Origin of the sequence: Pseudomonas sp. CFSAN084952 (genome assembly GCF_009648855.1) — a bacterium.
In the GTDB taxonomy this organism is placed as follows: Bacteria; Pseudomonadota; Gammaproteobacteria; order Pseudomonadales; family Pseudomonadaceae; genus Aquipseudomonas; species Aquipseudomonas paracarnis.
On sequence record NZ_CP045767.1, the window covers coordinates 6,045,508 to 6,061,420 of the forward strand.

The 15,913-nt window shown below is 60.6% G+C and carries 16 protein-coding genes; 13 read left to right on the plus strand and 3 right to left on the minus strand.

All coding sequences use genetic code 11. The annotated features are described in order from the left end of the window. Window positions 1-6 precede the first annotated feature (6 nt). Together motA and motB are read left to right on the plus strand one after the other, a co-directional pair. Window positions 7-858 carry a flagellar motor stator protein MotA gene (gene motA / locus GH769_RS27505; RefSeq protein ID WP_003188041.1) on the plus strand — a complete coding sequence of 284 codons (852 nt, stop codon included), beginning with the start codon at window positions 7-9 and terminating at the stop codon, window positions 856-858. Window positions 859-861: 3 nt separating this feature from the next. Then, the gene (motB, locus tag GH769_RS27510) at window positions 862-1,881 is read left to right on the plus strand and encodes a flagellar motor protein MotB (RefSeq protein WP_032904048.1); all 1,020 of its coding nucleotides are present in this window, start codon (window positions 862-864) and stop codon (window positions 1,879-1,881) included. Between the two features lie 58 nt (window positions 1,882-1,939). Here the strand turns inward: motB and GH769_RS27515 are convergent, their stop codons facing one another. Beyond that, the gene (locus GH769_RS27515; RefSeq protein ID WP_014716661.1) at window positions 1,940-2,335 is read right to left on the minus strand and encodes a type II toxin-antitoxin system PemK/MazF family toxin; all 396 of its coding nucleotides are present in this window, start codon (window positions 2,333-2,335) and stop codon (window positions 1,940-1,942) included. A gap of 286 nt (window positions 2,336-2,621) precedes the next feature. Next, a complete protein-coding gene (gene rsgA, locus GH769_RS27520) occupies window positions 2,622-3,653 on the minus strand; it encodes a small ribosomal subunit biogenesis GTPase RsgA (RefSeq protein WP_003188044.1) in 1,032 nt (343 codons plus the stop codon). Between the two features lie 108 nt (window positions 3,654-3,761). Between rsgA and orn the strand changes: the two genes are divergently transcribed. Both orn and GH769_RS27530 read left to right on the plus strand, forming a co-directional pair. Continuing rightward, window positions 3,762-4,304 carry an oligoribonuclease gene (gene orn / locus GH769_RS27525; protein WP_003171343.1) on the plus strand — a complete coding sequence of 181 codons (543 nt, stop codon included), beginning with the start codon at window positions 3,762-3,764 and terminating at the stop codon, window positions 4,302-4,304. Between the two features lie 182 nt (window positions 4,305-4,486). Further along, window positions 4,487-5,104 (plus strand): trimeric intracellular cation channel family protein, encoded by a 618-nt coding sequence (locus tag GH769_RS27530; RefSeq protein ID WP_169913170.1) that lies wholly within the window; start codon window positions 4,487-4,489, stop codon window positions 5,102-5,104. Here the strand turns inward: GH769_RS27530 and queG are convergent. Further along, complete coding sequence (gene queG, locus GH769_RS27535; protein ID WP_032904047.1) at window positions 5,101-6,165, minus strand: tRNA epoxyqueuosine(34) reductase QueG; 1,065 nt, start codon at window positions 6,163-6,165, stop codon at window positions 5,101-5,103. The genes GH769_RS27530 and queG overlap by 4 nt on opposite strands. A 63-nt stretch (window positions 6,166-6,228) precedes the next feature. Between queG and GH769_RS27540 the strand changes: the two genes are divergently transcribed. The 9 genes from GH769_RS27540 to hflC all read left to right on the plus strand — a co-directional run bounded on the left by GH769_RS27540 (window position 6,229) and on the right by hflC (window position 15,678). Beyond that, window positions 6,229-7,089, plus strand: coding sequence for an NAD(P)H-hydrate dehydratase (locus tag GH769_RS27540; RefSeq protein ID WP_032904046.1), 861 nt, complete (start codon window positions 6,229-6,231; stop codon window positions 7,087-7,089). Next, window positions 7,077-7,547, plus strand: coding sequence for a tRNA (adenosine(37)-N6)-threonylcarbamoyltransferase complex ATPase subunit type 1 TsaE (tsaE, locus tag GH769_RS27545; protein ID WP_014716665.1), 471 nt, complete (start codon window positions 7,077-7,079; stop codon window positions 7,545-7,547). Before GH769_RS27540 ends, tsaE begins: the two co-directional genes overlap by 13 nt. Window positions 7,548-7,562: 15 nt before the next feature. Continuing rightward, window positions 7,563-8,984 carry an N-acetylmuramoyl-L-alanine amidase gene (locus tag GH769_RS27550; protein ID WP_003188054.1) on the plus strand — a complete coding sequence of 474 codons (1,422 nt, stop codon included), beginning with the start codon at window positions 7,563-7,565 and terminating at the stop codon, window positions 8,982-8,984. Continuing rightward, window positions 8,984-10,900, plus strand: a complete 1,917-nt coding sequence (gene mutL, locus GH769_RS27555) for a DNA mismatch repair endonuclease MutL (RefSeq protein ID WP_032893843.1) — start codon at window positions 8,984-8,986, stop codon at window positions 10,898-10,900. Before GH769_RS27550 ends, mutL begins: the two co-directional genes overlap by 1 nt. Further along, window positions 10,900-11,871: a tRNA (adenosine(37)-N6)-dimethylallyltransferase MiaA gene (gene miaA, locus GH769_RS27560; RefSeq protein WP_032904044.1), complete on the plus strand. Its 972-nt coding sequence runs from the start codon at window positions 10,900-10,902 to the stop codon at window positions 11,869-11,871. The genes mutL and miaA overlap by 1 nt, the downstream gene beginning before the upstream one ends. Window positions 11,872-11,965: 94 nt before the next feature. Next, window positions 11,966-12,226: an RNA chaperone Hfq gene (gene hfq / locus GH769_RS27565; protein ID WP_003188059.1), complete on the plus strand. Its 261-nt coding sequence runs from the start codon at window positions 11,966-11,968 to the stop codon at window positions 12,224-12,226. Between the two features lie 12 nt (window positions 12,227-12,238). Then, window positions 12,239-13,540, plus strand: coding sequence for a ribosome rescue GTPase HflX (gene hflX / locus GH769_RS27570; RefSeq protein WP_032904043.1), 1,302 nt, complete (start codon window positions 12,239-12,241; stop codon window positions 13,538-13,540). Window positions 13,541-13,636: 96 nt separating this feature from the next. Continuing rightward, a complete protein-coding gene (gene hflK, locus GH769_RS27575) occupies window positions 13,637-14,812 on the plus strand; it encodes an FtsH protease activity modulator HflK (RefSeq protein ID WP_003188062.1) in 1,176 nt (391 codons plus the stop codon). Then, window positions 14,812-15,678 (plus strand): protease modulator HflC, encoded by an 867-nt coding sequence (gene hflC / locus GH769_RS27580; RefSeq protein WP_003188064.1) that lies wholly within the window; start codon window positions 14,812-14,814, stop codon window positions 15,676-15,678. The genes hflK and hflC overlap by 1 nt, the downstream gene beginning before the upstream one ends. Window positions 15,679-15,913 lie beyond the last annotated feature (235 nt).

A 15,913-nucleotide genomic window follows, 5' to 3' on the forward strand; every position in this document is an offset into this window, starting at 1 on the left:
TCTCCTATGGCTAAAATTATCGGCATCATTGTCGTCATCGCAAGTGTGCTCGGAGGGTACGTCCTCTCCCACGGTAAAATCGCCGCACTGATCCAGCCTTTCGAAGTGCTGATTATCGGCGGTGCAGCGTTCGGCGCATTTTTGCAGGCCAACCCAGGCTATATGACCATGCACGTGGTCAAGAAGTCCCTGGGCATGTTCAGCTCGCGCTTCTCCCACACGTTTTATCTGGAAGTGCTGGGGCTGATCTACGAGATCCTCAACAAAAGCCGCCGCGAAGGCATGATGGCGATCGAAGGCGATATCGAAGACGCCGCGGCCAGCCCGATTTTTGCCAAGTACCCGGCCGTGCTCAAAGACGAGCGCATGACCGCGTATATCTGTGATTACCTGCGCATCATGTCCTCCGGCAACATGGCGCCCCACGAGCTGGAAGGCCTGTTCGACATGGAGTTGTTCAGCCTCAAGGAAGAGCTGGAGCATCCTTCCCACGCCGTGACCGGCATCGCCGACGGCATGCCCGGTTTCGGTATTGTCGCAGCGGTACTGGGTATCGTGGTGACCATGGCGTCCCTGGGCGAAGGCGATCAGGCGGCCATCGGCATGCACGTAGGTGCGGCGCTGGTGGGGACCTTCTTCGGTATTCTCGCCGCCTATGGTTTCTTCGGCCCGCTCGCCACCTCCCTGGCCCACGATGCCAAGGAAGAAATCAACCTCTACGAAGCGATCAAGGCGTGCCTGGTGGCATCGGCCTCGGGCATGCCGCCGTCGCTGGCTGTGGAGTTCGGGCGCAAGGTGCTGTACCCGAAACATCGCCCAAGCTTCTCCGAGCTGGAACAAGCGGTTCGCGGTCGCTAAGCCATGGAAAACAACCAGCCGATCATCATCAAGCGCGTCAAGCGCTTCGCTGCGGGGCACCATGGCGGCGCCTGGAAAATCGCCTTCGCCGACTTTGCCACGGCGATGATGGCGTTCTTCCTGGTGTTGTGGCTGATGTCCACCGCTACGCCAGAACAGAAAATCGCCATCGCCGGCTACTTCAAAGACCCGATTGGCTTTTCTGAAAGCGGTACGCCGTTTGTCATTGACCTGGGCGGCTCGCCGGAACTGGCGCCCGAGCGCACCATCAACCCGGAAGTGCAAACTGAATCGCCTCAGGAAAAAATCCCGATCGAGCGCGACACTGTCGAATCCATGGCCGAGCAGGTCGAACAGGAGCGACTGGAACTGTTGCTGCAGGAATTGCAGAACAAGGTTGAAGAAAACCCACAGTTGCTGAAGTTCAAGGACCAGATTTCCTTCGAGATCACCCCCGAGGGGCTGCGCATCCAGATTACCGATGCCGCCAACCGGCCGATGTTCGACTCGGGCAGTGCGCGCTTGAAGCCGTACTTTGAAGACATCCTGCTGGCCATGGCTGACACCATCAAGGCGGTGCCCAACAAGATCAGCATCAGCGGGCACACCGACGCCAAGCCCTACGCGGGCCAGGGTGATTTCGGCAACTGGGAGCTCTCGGCCAACCGCGCCAATGCTGCCCGGCGTGCGCTGGTGGCCGGCAGCTACCCGGACCCGCAAGTGGCGCGGGTGGTGGGCTTTGCCTCCTCGCAGCTGTTTGATCCCAAAGACCCGTACAACCCGGTCAACCGCCGTATCGACATCGTGGTGCTGACCAAAAAAGCCCAGCGTGCGATTGAGGGCGATCAACCACCGCTACCGGCACCGACCCAGGGCGACGGTGCGCCAGGCGAAGTGCCGGCCAACCCGAACGCGCTGCCTCCGGAGCAGGAACCGCTGCCAGCCCATGAGCTGCGCCAGAAGCTGAACCTGTTTGATGACGGGGGCGTCAAGGATCCTACGGCGCCTGCACCGGGGTCATAGTTGATCTAAGCGCTGGAAACGTAAACGCCCCGATCATTCGGGGCGTTTTCATGTGTGTTCAAAGTGGGAGGTACGCTTTGACACCACTGACTACGCCTCGCATGTCGTCGGCGCACAGGCGTGGGACGAAGTACTCTCGACCTTTGGAGCGAGTCTTTCTATGCAACTTGTCGAGGCGCTCAAAGCTGACGGTATAAATCATGTCGCACTTCACCCATAGCTCTTTATAGCCATCGGATTGAAGTGGATTGGTGCGTAGCAAATGGTGCCAGTCGTATTGGGTCGCTGGTGCAGTAGAGGAGATTGGCACCACGGTGCAGAGCTTGCGACTGTGGGTCGCGGTAGGAGATATCACTACGACTTTGCGGATCTTCAGCATTTCCGGGGCGACAAAGCCTCGGGTGAAGTCACACAGCAAAACGTCGCCTTGTTTGGGGTGATAGTAGAGAGCCAAATGTTAATTCCCCACAAAAAGCAAAGCCGCCCGAAGGCGGCTTCATTCGACACGCAGTGGAGCTTGCTTCGCCCCTTCTGCGCCGCTGGGTCAACTCCGAAAAGGATCCAGACTCCTGCCAGCTTTCGCTGGTGACGGAGCAATTATGAGCATCAGGAAATCCGAATACAAGCTGGCATGTGCGTATCAGCCACCCAGTTGACTCGAATTCTTGATGCCTGCTCCTGTTAAATCAATGGGCTAGGGCTTTCAGCCCGCTGGTTTATGTGTATCAAGAAATTGACCGTCAATAGCTGCTCTCAGGCAAGCTCGCAATAATCGACCGATAGCTGTTCATCCGCTGCTGCTGCACGCGCCCATCTTCCAGTGCCTTGAGCAACGCACAACCCGGCTCGCGGTCGTGTTTGCAGTCGCGGAAGCGGCAGGTGCCGATCAGGTCGTTGAACTCGATGAAGCCCGCTTCCACATCGCTGCGGCTGACGTGGCCCAAGCCGAATTCACGGATACCCGGTGAGTCGATCAACTCGCCGCCGCCCGGGAAGTGGAACAACCGCGCGGTGGTGGTGGTGTGGGTGCCCTGGCCGGACAGTTCCGACAGCGGGCCCACGCGGGTTTCGACTTCAGGCAACAGGCTGTTGACCAGCGACGACTTGCCCACGCCTGACTGGCCGACGAACACGCTGATCCGCCCGTCCAACTGCTGTTGCAGTTGTTCCATGCCGTTGCCGTGGTGAGCCGACACTTCCAGCACCGGGTAGCCCAGGGTGCGGTAGACCGCCAGCAACGCATTGAGCGCCGGGGCGTTTTGCTCGTCGATCAGGTCGAATTTGTTCAGCAGCAGCAACGGGCGGATGCCAGCATGCTCGGCCGCGACCAAGTAGCGGTCGATCAGGTTGGCATGGGGCTCGGGCAGTGGCGCGAACACGATCACGATCATGTCGACGTTGGCCGCCACCGGCTTGAGCTGCCCACGGCTGTCGGGGCGGCGCAGCTCGGTACTGCGCGGCAACTGGGCGACGATGACGCCGATGCCCTGGTTGCCGGCACGCCACACCACCTTGTCGCCGGTGACCAGCGCGGGCAGGTTGGCGCGCAAGTGGCAACGGAACACCTGGCCCGCGAGTTCGCCTTCGAGCGCCTCGACTTCGACCTGCACACCAAAGTGCGCGATCACCAAGCCGGTTTGTTCGGGCCCCAGGTCGCCGCCCTCGAGCGCTTCCACGGCGGAGGATTCACGTTTGGCGGCGCGGGCGGCGCGTTCACCTTGAATCTTTTCGATGCGCCAGTTTTGGCGACGGTTGAGCTGGCGTTTGGCCATTGGTGTTCCGTGTCGATAATGCAAAAGTTGGGTAAAACGGTCGCGAGTCTAGCACGCCCCCGCCTGCTAAACTGCCCGGCTACGCCAAGGTGCCAAGAGAATCAAGCCATGCAAAACCCACAGAACCTGATTTGGATCGATCTGGAAATGACCGGTCTGAACCCCGACACCGACGTCATCATCGAGATGGCGACCATTGTCACCGACAGCAACCTCAACACCTTGGCCGAAGGCCCGGTGATCGCCATCCACCACAGCGACGCCGTACTCGCCACCATGGACGAGTGGAACACCCGCACCCACGGTAACTCCGGGCTGACCCAGCGCGTGCGCGACAGCCGCATCAGCATGGCCGAAGCCGAGGCCGAAACCATTGCCTTCCTGGAAAAATGGGTGCCCAAGGGCAAATCGCCGATCTGCGGCAACAGCATCTGCCAGGACCGTCGCTTCCTTTATACGCACATGAAGGGGCTGGAAAGTTACTTCCATTACCGCAACCTGGACGTGTCGACCTTGAAGGAACTGGCTGCGCGTTGGGCCCCGGAAGTCAAAGACAGCTTCCATAAAGGCAGCACGCACCTGGCGCTGGATGATATTCGCGAGTCGATTGCCGAGTTGCAGCATTACCGCAAGCATTTCATCAAGGCTTGATTCTACGGCGCCAGTGAATGCGCCATCGCAGGCAAGCCAGCTCCCACATTTGGCTGCATTCGTAAATTCAAAGTGTGGGAGCTGGCTTGCCTGCGATACAGGCGACGCGGTTTATCGCCAAGTGCCCCCTTTTGGTGCCCTCGGCAAATGATTAGACTGCCGGCCTCTCTGTCAGGATCGCCATCATGTTGCTGATGCTCTACCTCGTCGCCATCACCGCCGAAGCCATGACTGGCGCCCTGTCCGCGGGGCGGCGTGGCATGGACTGGTTTGGCGTGGTGCTGATCGCTTGCGTGACAGCCCTGGGCGGCGGTTCGGTGCGCGATGTGTTGCTCGGCCACTACCCGCTGACCTGGGTCAAACACCCGGAGTACCTGGTGCTGACCTCCGTTGCAGCATTGGTGACGATCTTTATCGCGCCCTTGATGCGCCACCTGCGCTCGCTGTTCCTGGCGCTGGATGCGGTGGGGTTGGTGGCCTTCACCCTGATCGGCTGCATGACCGCCCTGGAAATGGGTCACGGTATGTTGGTGGCGTCGGTCAGCGGGGTCATCACCGGGGTATTCGGCGGCATCCTGCGGGATATCTTCTGTAACGACATCCCGCTGATCTTCCGCCGCGAGCTGTATGCCAGCGTGTCGTTCCTGGCTGCCTGGTTCTACTTGCTGTGCCTGTACCTGGAGCTGCCCAGCGAGCAAGCGATTCTGCTGACGCTGTTCAGTGGCTTCCTGTTACGCCTGCTGGCGATCCGGTTTCACTGGGAAATGCCCAAGTTCGTCTACAACGACGATGTGCACTAGCGCGCAGCGTGTTGCTCCAGCGCCCATTCCACGTGTTCGCGTACCAACTCCGACGGATAGTCCCGCCGCGCCTTCAAGGCTTCCAGCACTGGAATGCTGGAGGGCGCATTACCCAGGCCCACCGCCAGGTTGCGTAACCAGCGCTCGTAACCGGCGCGGCGCAGGGGCGAGCCCTCGGTGCTGCTGAGGAATTTATCCTCGTCCCACATAAACAATTCGGCCAGTTCTGCGTTATCCAGATTGTGCCGTGGCTTGAAATCGCTTTCGGCGGTAGGTCGAGCGAAACGATTCCACGGGCAAACGATCTGACAGTCATCGCAGCCAAATACCCGGTTACCAATCAGTGGGCGCAGATCTTCGGGGATGGCACTCTTGAGTTCGATGGTCAGGTACGAAATGCAGCGTCGCGCGTCCAGCACGTAAGGGCCAACGAAGGCGTTGGTGGGGCAGATGTCCAGGCACGCCGTGCAGCGGCCGCAGTGTTCTGTGGCGTGGGGTGGGTCTACCGGCAACGGTAGATCGACAAACAGTTCGCTCAGGAAGAAATAACTGCCTGCCTTGCGGTTGAGAACCAGGGTGTTTTTACCGATCCAGCCCAGGCCCGCTTGCTCGGCAATGGCTTTTTCCAGGACGGGCGCGCTGTCGACAAAGGCGCGAAAGCCGAACGGCCCGATCTGCGCCTGGATGCGGTCGGCCAGTTGCTGCACGCGCTTGCGGATCAGCTTGTGGTAGTCGCGGCCCAGGGCGTAGCGCGATATATAGGCTTTTTCCGGCTGGGCCAGTAGTTGCGCCATCTGGGTGTCGCCGGGCAGGTAGTCCATGCGCAGTGACACCACGCGCAAGGTGCCGGGCACCAGCTCGTCGGGGTGGGAGCGTTTGCTGCCGTGGGCGCCCATGTATTCCATCTCGCCGTGGTAACCCGCGTCGAGCCAGCGTTGCAGGTGCTGTTCATGCTCAGCCAGGTCGAGGCCGCTGATGCCGACTTGCTGAAAGCCCAGCTCGCGACCCCAGTCTTTGATCGATTGGGCGAGGGCGGGCAGATCGGAGGTAATAGCAGGCATGAGACACGGGAAACCACAGGTTAGATGCGTATAATTCTGCCAGACATCGGAGCTTGAAGACGCATGCCTCAGACAAAACACCCAATTACCGACGTTCAGCTGTTGTTGCCCGGCCATTTGCCGCAACTGGCTGCGCGTTCCCCGGACGCCCATAAGGGCCAATTCGGCCACCTGCTGGTCATCGGTGGTGACCGTGGCGTTGGCGGCGCGGCGTTGCTGAGCAGCGAAAGCGCCTTGCGCAGCGGCGCCGGCATAGTCTCGCTGGCGACGCGGCCGGAACACGTACCGGCCGCTCTGGCTCGGCTGCCGGAGGTCATGGCCGTCGGCGTGAGCTCGGCCAACCAGTTGATGGGCCTGCTGGAAAAAATCTCGGTGATCGTCATTGGCCCAGGCCTGGGCGATGCCGCCTGGGGCAAGAGCCTGTTGTCGGTCGCGGCCAATGCCAGCCTCCCGCAGGTGTGGGATGCCGATGCGCTCAATCAACTGGCCACTGGCAGCGTCGAGCTGCCGGCCAACTGTGTAATTACCCCTCATCCGGGCGAAGCTGCGCGTTTGTTGGGGCTCTCGACAGCCGAGGTTCAGGCAGATCGCCTTAAGGTGGCGCGCGCGTTGAGCCAAAGATTCAATGCCGTGACTATCCTCAAGGGTGCAGGCAGTTTGATTGCCAGCCCGGATGGGCGTGTGTCGCGGTGTGATCAAGGCCACCCGGCGATGGCAACAGCTGGGCTCGGTGATGTTTTGGCCGGTCTGGTCGGGGCACTATTGGCTCAGGGTATGCCCGCGTACGAAGCGAGCTGCCTGGCCGTGTGGTTGCACGCGACCGCCGGAGACCGCCAGGGCAGTTTTGGTCGCGGCTTGGCAGCCAGCGACCTGATGCCCGCCATTCGTCAATTGCTGGAGGAGCAGTCGCCGTGCCTGAAGTAATTCTTTTCCTGGCAGATGAAGAGGCCATGGTCGCGTTGGGTCAGCGTATTTCGCAGGTCACGCAAGGGGCCGGGTTGATCTTTCTCGAGGGCGACCTGGGCGCAGGCAAAACCACATTGTCCCGGGGGATTATTCGCGGCCTTGGCCATACCGGCGCGGTAAAAAGCCCGACCTTCACGTTGGTCGAGCCTTACGAGATCGGCGACGTGCGTGCTTTCCACTTCGACCTCTATCGCCTGGTCGATCCGGAAGAGTTGGAGTTCATGGGCATCCGTGATTACTTCGACGATGATGCGCTGTGCCTGATCGAGTGGCCAAATAAAGGCACAGGCTTTTTGCCAAAGCCGGACCTGACCATTACCATTACGCCGCATGAGCACGGACGTCAGCTGAAGTTGTTGCCCCAGAGCCCACGCGCTGAGTCGTGGTGTGCCGCTCTGGCATTGGAATTCAAATAATTGGTGGGGTTAGGTATGCGCTTTCGCGCGTTGGTTGCTGTCGTGGGGGTGTTGCTTGCGGCAATGACTGTCAATGCTCTGGCTGCTTCACAGGTGAAAAGTGTTCGCCTGTGGCGAGCGCCGGATAACACGCGACTGGTGTTCGACCTGTCTGGCCCGGTCCAGCACAGCGTCTTTACCTTGACGGCGCCTGATCGCCTGGTGATCGATATCAACGGTGCCAGCCTGGCCGCGCCGCTGAAAGTCTCCACCGCCAACACGCCCATTACCGCCATGCGCTCGGCCCAGCGTACGCCGACCGACCTGCGTGTGGTCATCGACCTGAAAAAGGCCGTGACCCCCAAAAGCTTCTCCCTGGCCCCCAACGCCCAGTACGGCAACCGCCTGGTGGTCGACCTGTTCGACAACCCCGCCGACGCCGCACCGCCGCCTGCGCCAACGCCGAGCGTGGCGACGGTGCCTGCGGTGCCGGTCAACCCTTCGCAACCCCAGGTCAAGCTGCCACCACCGCCGCCTGCCCCGGCAGGCAAGCGCGACATTATCGTGGTGATCGACGCCGGCCACGGTGGCGAAGACCCTGGGGCTTCCGGCTCCCGCGGCCAGCATGAGAAAGACGTGGTGCTCGCCATCGCCCGTGAACTGCAGCGCCAGGTCAACGGCATGAAAGGCTACCGCGCTGAGCTGACCCGTACCGGTGACTACTTCATTCCGTTGCGTGGCCGTACCGAAATTGCCCGTAAGAAGGGCGCTGACCTGTTCGTGTCCATTCACGCCGACGCCGCGCCTTCAACCGCTGCCTTTGGCGCCTCGGTATTTGCCCTGTCGGATCGCGGCGCTACCTCCGAGACTGCGCGCTGGCTGGCCGACAGTGAAAACCGTTCCGACTTGATCGGCGGGGCCGGCAACGTCTCCCTTGATGACAAGGACAAGATGCTCGCAGGCGTACTGCTCGACCTGTCGATGACCGCCTCGCTGACCTCCAGCCTCAACGTGGGCCAGAAAGTCCTGAGCAATATCGGCCGCGTGACCTCGCTGCACAAGCAGCGCGTAGAACAAGCCGGGTTCATGGTGTTGAAATCGCCGGATATCCCGTCGATCCTGGTGGAAACCGGGTTTATCTCCAACGCCAACGAAGCGTCGAAACTGGCCAGCGCCAGCCACCAGCAAGCGCTGGCGCGCTCCATCAGCGCCGGTGTGCGCCAGTTCTTCCAGCAGAACCCGCCGCCGGGCACCTATATCGCCTGGCTGCGCGACTCCGGCAAAATCGCCCAGGGCCCGCGTGACCATCGTGTGCAGCCCGGTGATACCGTCGCCATGCTGGCGGTCCGTTTCCAGGTCACGCCTGCAGCCTTGCGCAGCGCCAATAACCTGAAAACCGACGAGTTGAAGATCGGCCAGGTGTTGACCATCCCCGGCACCTCATTGGCGGCGCAGTGATGAGCGAATCCACCTTGAACAGCGGCTCGCGCATTGAATTGCTCAGCCCGCGCCTTGCCAACCAGATCGCTGCGGGTGAGGTGGTTGAGCGCCCGGCGTCGGTAATCAAGGAGTTGCTGGAAAACAGCATCGACTCCGGCGCCAAACGCATTGATGTCGATGTGGAGCAGGGCGGCGTCAAGCTGCTGCGGGTACGTGACGATGGCAGTGGCATCTCTTCGGATGACCTGCCCCTGGCCCTGGCCCGTCACGCCACCAGCAAAATCCGCGACCTGGAAGACCTGGAGCGGGTCATGAGCCTGGGCTTTCGTGGTGAGGCCCTGGCCTCCATCAGCTCCGTGGCCCGCCTGACCCTGACCTCCCGCACCCGCAGCGCCGAGCAGGCCTGGCAGGTGGAAACCGAAGGCCGCGACATGGCGCCTCGGGTCCAGCCGGCGGCGCACCCGGTGGGTACCTCAGTGGAAGTGCGCGACCTGTTTTTCAATACCCCGGCGCGGCGCAAATTCCTCAAGGCCGAGAAAACCGAATTCGATCACCTGCAAGAAGTCATCAAGCGCCTGGCCCTGGCCCGTTTCGACGTGGCCTTTCACCTGCGCCACAATGGCAAGACCATCCTCAGCCTGCACGAAGCCAACGACGACGCCGCGCGTGCTCGGCGGGTGGCAGCGGTGTGTGGCAGCGGGTTCCTGGAACAGGCGCTGCCGATTGAGATCGAGCGCAATGGCTTGAGGTTGTGGGGCTGGGTCGGGTTGCCGACGTTCTCCCGCAGCCAGGCCGACTTGCAGTATTTTTTTGTGAACGGCCGGGCGGTCCGCGACAAACTGGTGGCCCATGCGGTACGCCAGGCTTATCGCGATGTGCTGTTCAACGGGCGACACCCGACCTTTGTACTGTTCTTTGAGGTTGACCCTTCGGTGGTCGACGTCAATGTGCACCCGACCAAGCATGAGGTGCGCTTCCGTGACGGGCGCATGGTGCATGACTTCCTGTATGGCACGCTGCACCGTGCCCTGGGTGATGTGCGCCCGGATGATCAATTGTCGGCGCCGATCGTCACCGCGGTGGTGCGCCCGAGCGGTCCCGAGGCCGGTGAGTTCGGGCCGCAAGGTGAAATGAGCCTGGCGGCCAACCTGCTGCAATCGCCGCAGGCGCAGCCAGCCTACACGGCGCCGAATTCGGGTGCCGGTGCGGGTTATCAGTATCAGTACACGCCACGTCCGCAATCGACGGTGCCGGTGGCCGAGGCCCAGGCGGCGTATCGTGAGTTTTTCGCGCCGTTGCCGGGTGCCGAGCCGGGTGCTGCTGTGGCGTTGCCCGAAGGCGGCGGTGATATTCCGCCGCTGGGCTATGCCCTGGCGCAGCTCAAAGGCATTTATATCCTCGCCGAAAACGCCCATGGCCTGGTGCTGGTGGACATGCACGCTGCCCATGAACGGATCATGTACGAGCGCCTGAAGATCGCCATGGCCAGCGAAGGCCTCAGCGGCCAGCCGCTGCTGGTGCCCGAATCCCTGGCGGTGAGCCAGCGTGAAGCCGACTGCGCAGAAGAACATCACAGTGTGTTCCAGAAGCTGGGCTTCGAGCTGCAACGCCTGGGCCCGGAAACCCTGGCGATCCGCCAGATTCCCGCGCTGCTCAAGCAGGCCGAGGCCAACCGCCTGGTGGCCGACGTGCTGGCAGACCTGATGGAGTACGGCACCAGTGACCGTATCCAGGCGCATATCAACGAATTGCTCGGCACCATGGCCTGCCACGGCGCCATCCGCGCCAACCGCCGCCTGGCCCTGCCGGAAATGAACGGCCTGCTGCGCGACATGGAAAACACCGAGCGCAGCGGCCAATGCAACCATGGCCGACCGACCTGGACCCAGATGGGCCTGGATGATCTGGACAAACTATTTTTGCGCGGCCGCTGATGAGTGCCTTGCCTCCCGCCATTTTCCTGATGGGCCCCACGGCCGCCGGCAAGACCGACCTGGCCATCGAGCTGACCAAGGTGCTGCCCTGCGAATTGATCAGCGTCGACTCTGCCCTGGTTTACCGGGACATGGATATCGGTACGGCCAAGCCGTCGAAGGCGCTGTTGGCCCAGTATCCGCACAAGTTGATCGACATCATCGATCCGGCGCAGAGCTATTCGGCGGCGGATTTTCGCACCGACGCCCTGGCGGCCATGGCCGAGATCACCGCGCGCGGCAATATCCCGCTGCTGGTGGGCGGCACCATGCTCTACTACAAGGCGTTGCAGGAAGGCCTGGCCGATATGCCGCCTGCCGATACCCAGGTGCGCGCCGAACTTGAAGAAGAGGCTGCGCGCCTTGGCTGGCAGGCCCTTCATGATCAGTTGGCGGCGGTAGATCCGGTGTCTGCGGCACGTATTCACCCCAATGACCCCCAGCGGCTCACACGCGCCCTGGAAGTCTGGCGCGTCAGTGGCCAGACCATGACTGAACATCGGCTGAAACAAAGTGCGCAAAGTACTGATGCAGGCGCATCTGGACAGTCACAATTGCCCTATACTGTGGCGAATCTGGCCATCGCTCCGGCAGATCGTCAGGTGCTGCATGAACGAATTGCACAAAGATTCACAATTATGTTGGAACAGGGGTTTGTGGACGAGGTCGTAGCACTGCGTTCAAGAGGTGACCTGCATGCAGGGCTGCCTTCGATACGTGCTGTAGGCTACCGCCAAGTCTGGGATCATCTGGATGGCAAGCTGACGTCAGCCGAAATGCAGGAGCGCGGCATCATCGCCACGCGCCAGTTGGCGAAGCGCCAGTTCACCTGGCTGCGCAGCTGGAGCGATTTGCACTGGTTGGACAGCCTGGACAGCGACAATCTGTCACGCGCCTTGAAATACTTGGGAACGGTCTCCATATTGAGCTGAGTCCTTGCAATTGCCGTCTATCCTTGGGGGTGTGACGGCCATAAGCTATCTATTTTCCGATTTTTTATTATTGATCCTTAAAGGAGTGCGGCACATGTCAAAAGGGCATTCGCTACAAGACCCTTACTTGAATACTTTACGTAAAGAGAAAGTTGGGGTTTCCATCTATCTGGTCAACGGCATCAAGCTGCAAGGTACGATCGAGTCGTTCGACCAATTCGTTATCCTGCTGAAAAACACCGTCAGCCAGATGGTTTACAAGCACGCTATCTCGACAGTCGTTCCAGTTCGTCCAATCCGTCTGCCTAGCGCAGCCGGTGATGAACAGGGTGACGCTGAGCCAGGTAACGCCTGATAGGAGTCTCCTTTGTTCTTTGAGCGCCACGGTGGTGGTGAGCGAGTAATCCTCGTTCACTTGGATGGACAGGACCCTGAGGCGCGCGAAGATCCGCAGGAGTTTCAGGAGTTGGCAAATTCGGCCGGCGCCGAGACCGTTGCGTTTTTTAACGTACCGCGTCATCGGCCAACCGCCAAATACCTGATTGGCAGCGGCAAGGTCGAGGAACTGCGCGACCTGGTTCATGCCGAAGAAGCCGATCTGGTGATCTTCAATCACACCCTCACGCCCAGTCAGGAACGTAACCTCGAACGTGTTTTCGAGTGTCGCGTGATCGACCGTACCGGCCTGATTCTCGACATTTTCGCCCAGCGCGCCCGTACCCATGAAGGCAAGCTCCAGGTCGAACTGGCCCAGCTTGATCACATGAGCACCCGCCTGGTTCGCGGCTGGACTCACCTTGAGCGTCAGGGTGGCGGTATCGGCATGCGTGGCCCGGGTGAAACCCAGTTGGAAACCGACCGGCGTCTGCTGCGGGTTCGCCTGCGCCAGATCAAGGGCCGCCTGGAAAAAGTGCGCAGCCAGCGCGAGCAGTCGCGACGTGGCCGTTCCCGTGCGGATATCCCTACAGTGTCGTTGGTGGGCTACACCAACGCCGGCAAATCCACGCTGTTCAATAACGTGACCAAGTCGGATGTGTACGCGGCCGACCAACTGTTCGCCACCCTCGATCCGACCCTGCGGCGTCTGGACATCGACGACCTGGGGCCGATTGTGCTGGCCGATACCGTGGGTTTCATTCGTCACCTGCCCCACAAGCTGGTCGAGGCATTTCGGTCTACGCTCGAAGAGTCGAGCAATTCCGACTTGCTGTTGCACGTGATCGATGCGGCCGAACCGGATCGCATGTTGCAGATTGAACAGGTCATGGTGGTGCTGGGCGAGATTGGTGCCCAGGACTTGCCGATCCTCGAGGTCTATAACAAACTCGATTTGCTTGAAGGCGTTGAGCCACAGATCCAGCGCGACGAGAACGGCAAGCCCCAGCGGGTCTGGTTGTCGGCGCGAGATGGCAGTGGCTTGGAGTTGCTGGAACAAGCCATTGCCGAATTGCTCGGCAGCGATTTGTTCGTCGGCACCTTGCGCTTGCCGCAGCGTTTTGCTCGACTGCGTGCACAGTTTTTCGAGTTGGGCGCTGTACAGAAAGAAGAACACGACGAAGAAGGTATCAGCTTGCTGGCCGTTCGATTGCCACGCTCGGAACTCAATCGGCTGGTCAGCCGAGAGGGTGTTGTACCGGCAGAGTTTATCGAACAACACACTTTGCAATAAAAGCCTGAGAAAGCGGTTGTGCCGCAGTAGCAGGCATTCTGTAGCATTGGTCGGCGCGCCGTGGGTGCGTCTTTGCTTTATCAGATGGAGAGCGCTATGGCTTGGAATGAGCCGGGTGGCAACTCGAATAATCAGGATCCTTGGGGTGGTAAGCGCCGCAATAACGGCGACCGCAAGGGGCCACCGGATCTCGACGAGGCCTTCCGAAAGCTGCAGGAAAGCCTGAATGGGTTGTTCGGTGGTGGAAAAAAACGTGGTGGTGACGACGGCGGTCGCACAAGCAAGGGCGGTGGCTATGGCCTGCTGGGCCTGGGTCTTGTCGTGCTCGCGGCCGTATGGCTGTACAGCGCGGTCTACGTGGTGGACGAGCAGGAGCAAGCCGTGGTGCTGCGCTTCGGCAAGTACTACGAGACTGTCGGGCCAGGCCTGAACATCTATTTCCCGCCGATCGACAAGAAGTACATGGAGAACGTGACGCGTGAGCGTGCGTACACCAAGCAGGGCCAGATGCTGACCGAAGACGAGAACATCGTCGAAGTGCCGCTGACCGTGCAGTACAAGATCAGCAACCTGCAGGACTTCGTGCTGAACGTTGATCAGCCGGAAATCAGTCTGCAACACGCAACCGAAAGTGCCCTGCGCCACGTGGTGGGTTCCACCGCCATGGACCAGGTGCTGACCGAAGGTCGTGAATTGATGGCCAGCGAAATCAAGGAGCGCCTGCAACGGTTCCTCGATACCTATCGCACTGGTATTACCGTCACTCAGGTGAACGTACAGAGCGCAGCGGCACCGCGTGAAGTGCAGGAAGCCTTTGACGACGTGATCCGTGCCCGTGAAGACGAGCAGCGTTCGCGCAACCAGGCTGAAACCTATGCCAACGGCGTTGTGCCGGAAGCCCGTGGTCAGGCCCAGCGCATCCTTGAAGATGCCAACGGTTACCGCGATGAAGTGGTCTCCCGCGCCAAGGGTGAGGCAGATCGTTTCACCAAGCTGGTCGCCGAGTACCGCAAGGCTCCTGAAGTGACCCGCGAGCGTCTGTACCTGGACACCATGCAGGAAGTCTTCAGCAACACCAGCAAGGTTCTCGTGACCGGCAGCAAAGGTGGGCAGAACAACCTGCTGTACCTGCCGCTGGACAAGATGATCGAAGGTGGTCGTAGCGGCGCCAGTGCACCGTCCACCGGCTCGAATGCCGCTGCCAACGAAGCGAGTGCCCGTGCGGCCGCTGACTTGCTGCAACAGCAAACACGTACCAGGGAGAGTCGTTGATGAGCAATAAATCGCTGACCGCCCTGATTGTGGGCGTCGTCGTGGTCATCGCTGCCTGGAACTGCTTCTACATCGTCGCTCAGACCGAGCGTGCGGTGCTGCTGCAATTCGGTCGCGTGGTCCAGGCGGATGTCCAGCCGGGCCTGCATGTGAAAGTCCCCTACGTCAACCAGGTGCGCAAGTTCGACGCCCGCCTGATGACCCTGGATGCACCGACACAGCGCTTCCTGACCCTGGAAAAGAAAGCCGTGATGGTTGACGCCTACGCCAAGTGGCGCGTCAAGGATGCCGAGCGCTTCTATACCGCGACTTCCGGCCTCAAGCAGATTGCCGACGAGCGTTTGTCCCGTCGTCTGGAATCGGGGCTGCGTGACCAGTTTGGTAAGCGCACCCTGCACGAGGTGGTATCCGGTGAGCGTGATGCGCTGATGGCTGACATCACCCGCTCACTGAACACCATGGCGGAAAAAGAGCTGGGTATTGAAGTGGTTGACGTTCGCGTCAAGGCCATTGACCTGCCCAAGGAAGTAAACCGCAGCGTGTTCGAGCGTATGAGCACCGAGCGTGAGCGTGAAGCGCGTGAGCACCGCGCCAAGGGTAACGAGTTGGCTGAAGGTATCCGTGCCGATGCCGACCGTCAGCGTCGTGTACTGCTGGCAGAAGCCTATCGTGAGTCTGAAGAGGCTCGTGGTGACGGTGATGCTCAAGCCGCGGCGATTTACGCCAAGGCCTATGGCCAGGATCAGGAGTTCTACGCGTTCTACCGTAGCCTGCGTGCCTACCGTGAAAGCTTCGCGAACAAAACCGATGTACTGGTGCTGGACCCAAGCAGCGACTTCTTCCGCTACCTGGAAAAGTCCAAGTAACCAGCCCGTGATTCTGTAAGGCGCACTCCGTCGGGCGGCTAAAATGCCTGGCGGGGTGATCCTTTCAGAAAACGGGTGTATGATGCGGCAGCCGGGAAATTCCCGGCTTTTTTGCGTCTGCATGTTTGATTCGGCAGGCGTGACAGGTTTTTCGAGGAAAGTGCCCGACGAGGCCGTTTGCAGGCCATTCGTCACGTCGCTCTTGCGCGTGGTTTATGCAAGGGGCGGGTATTTT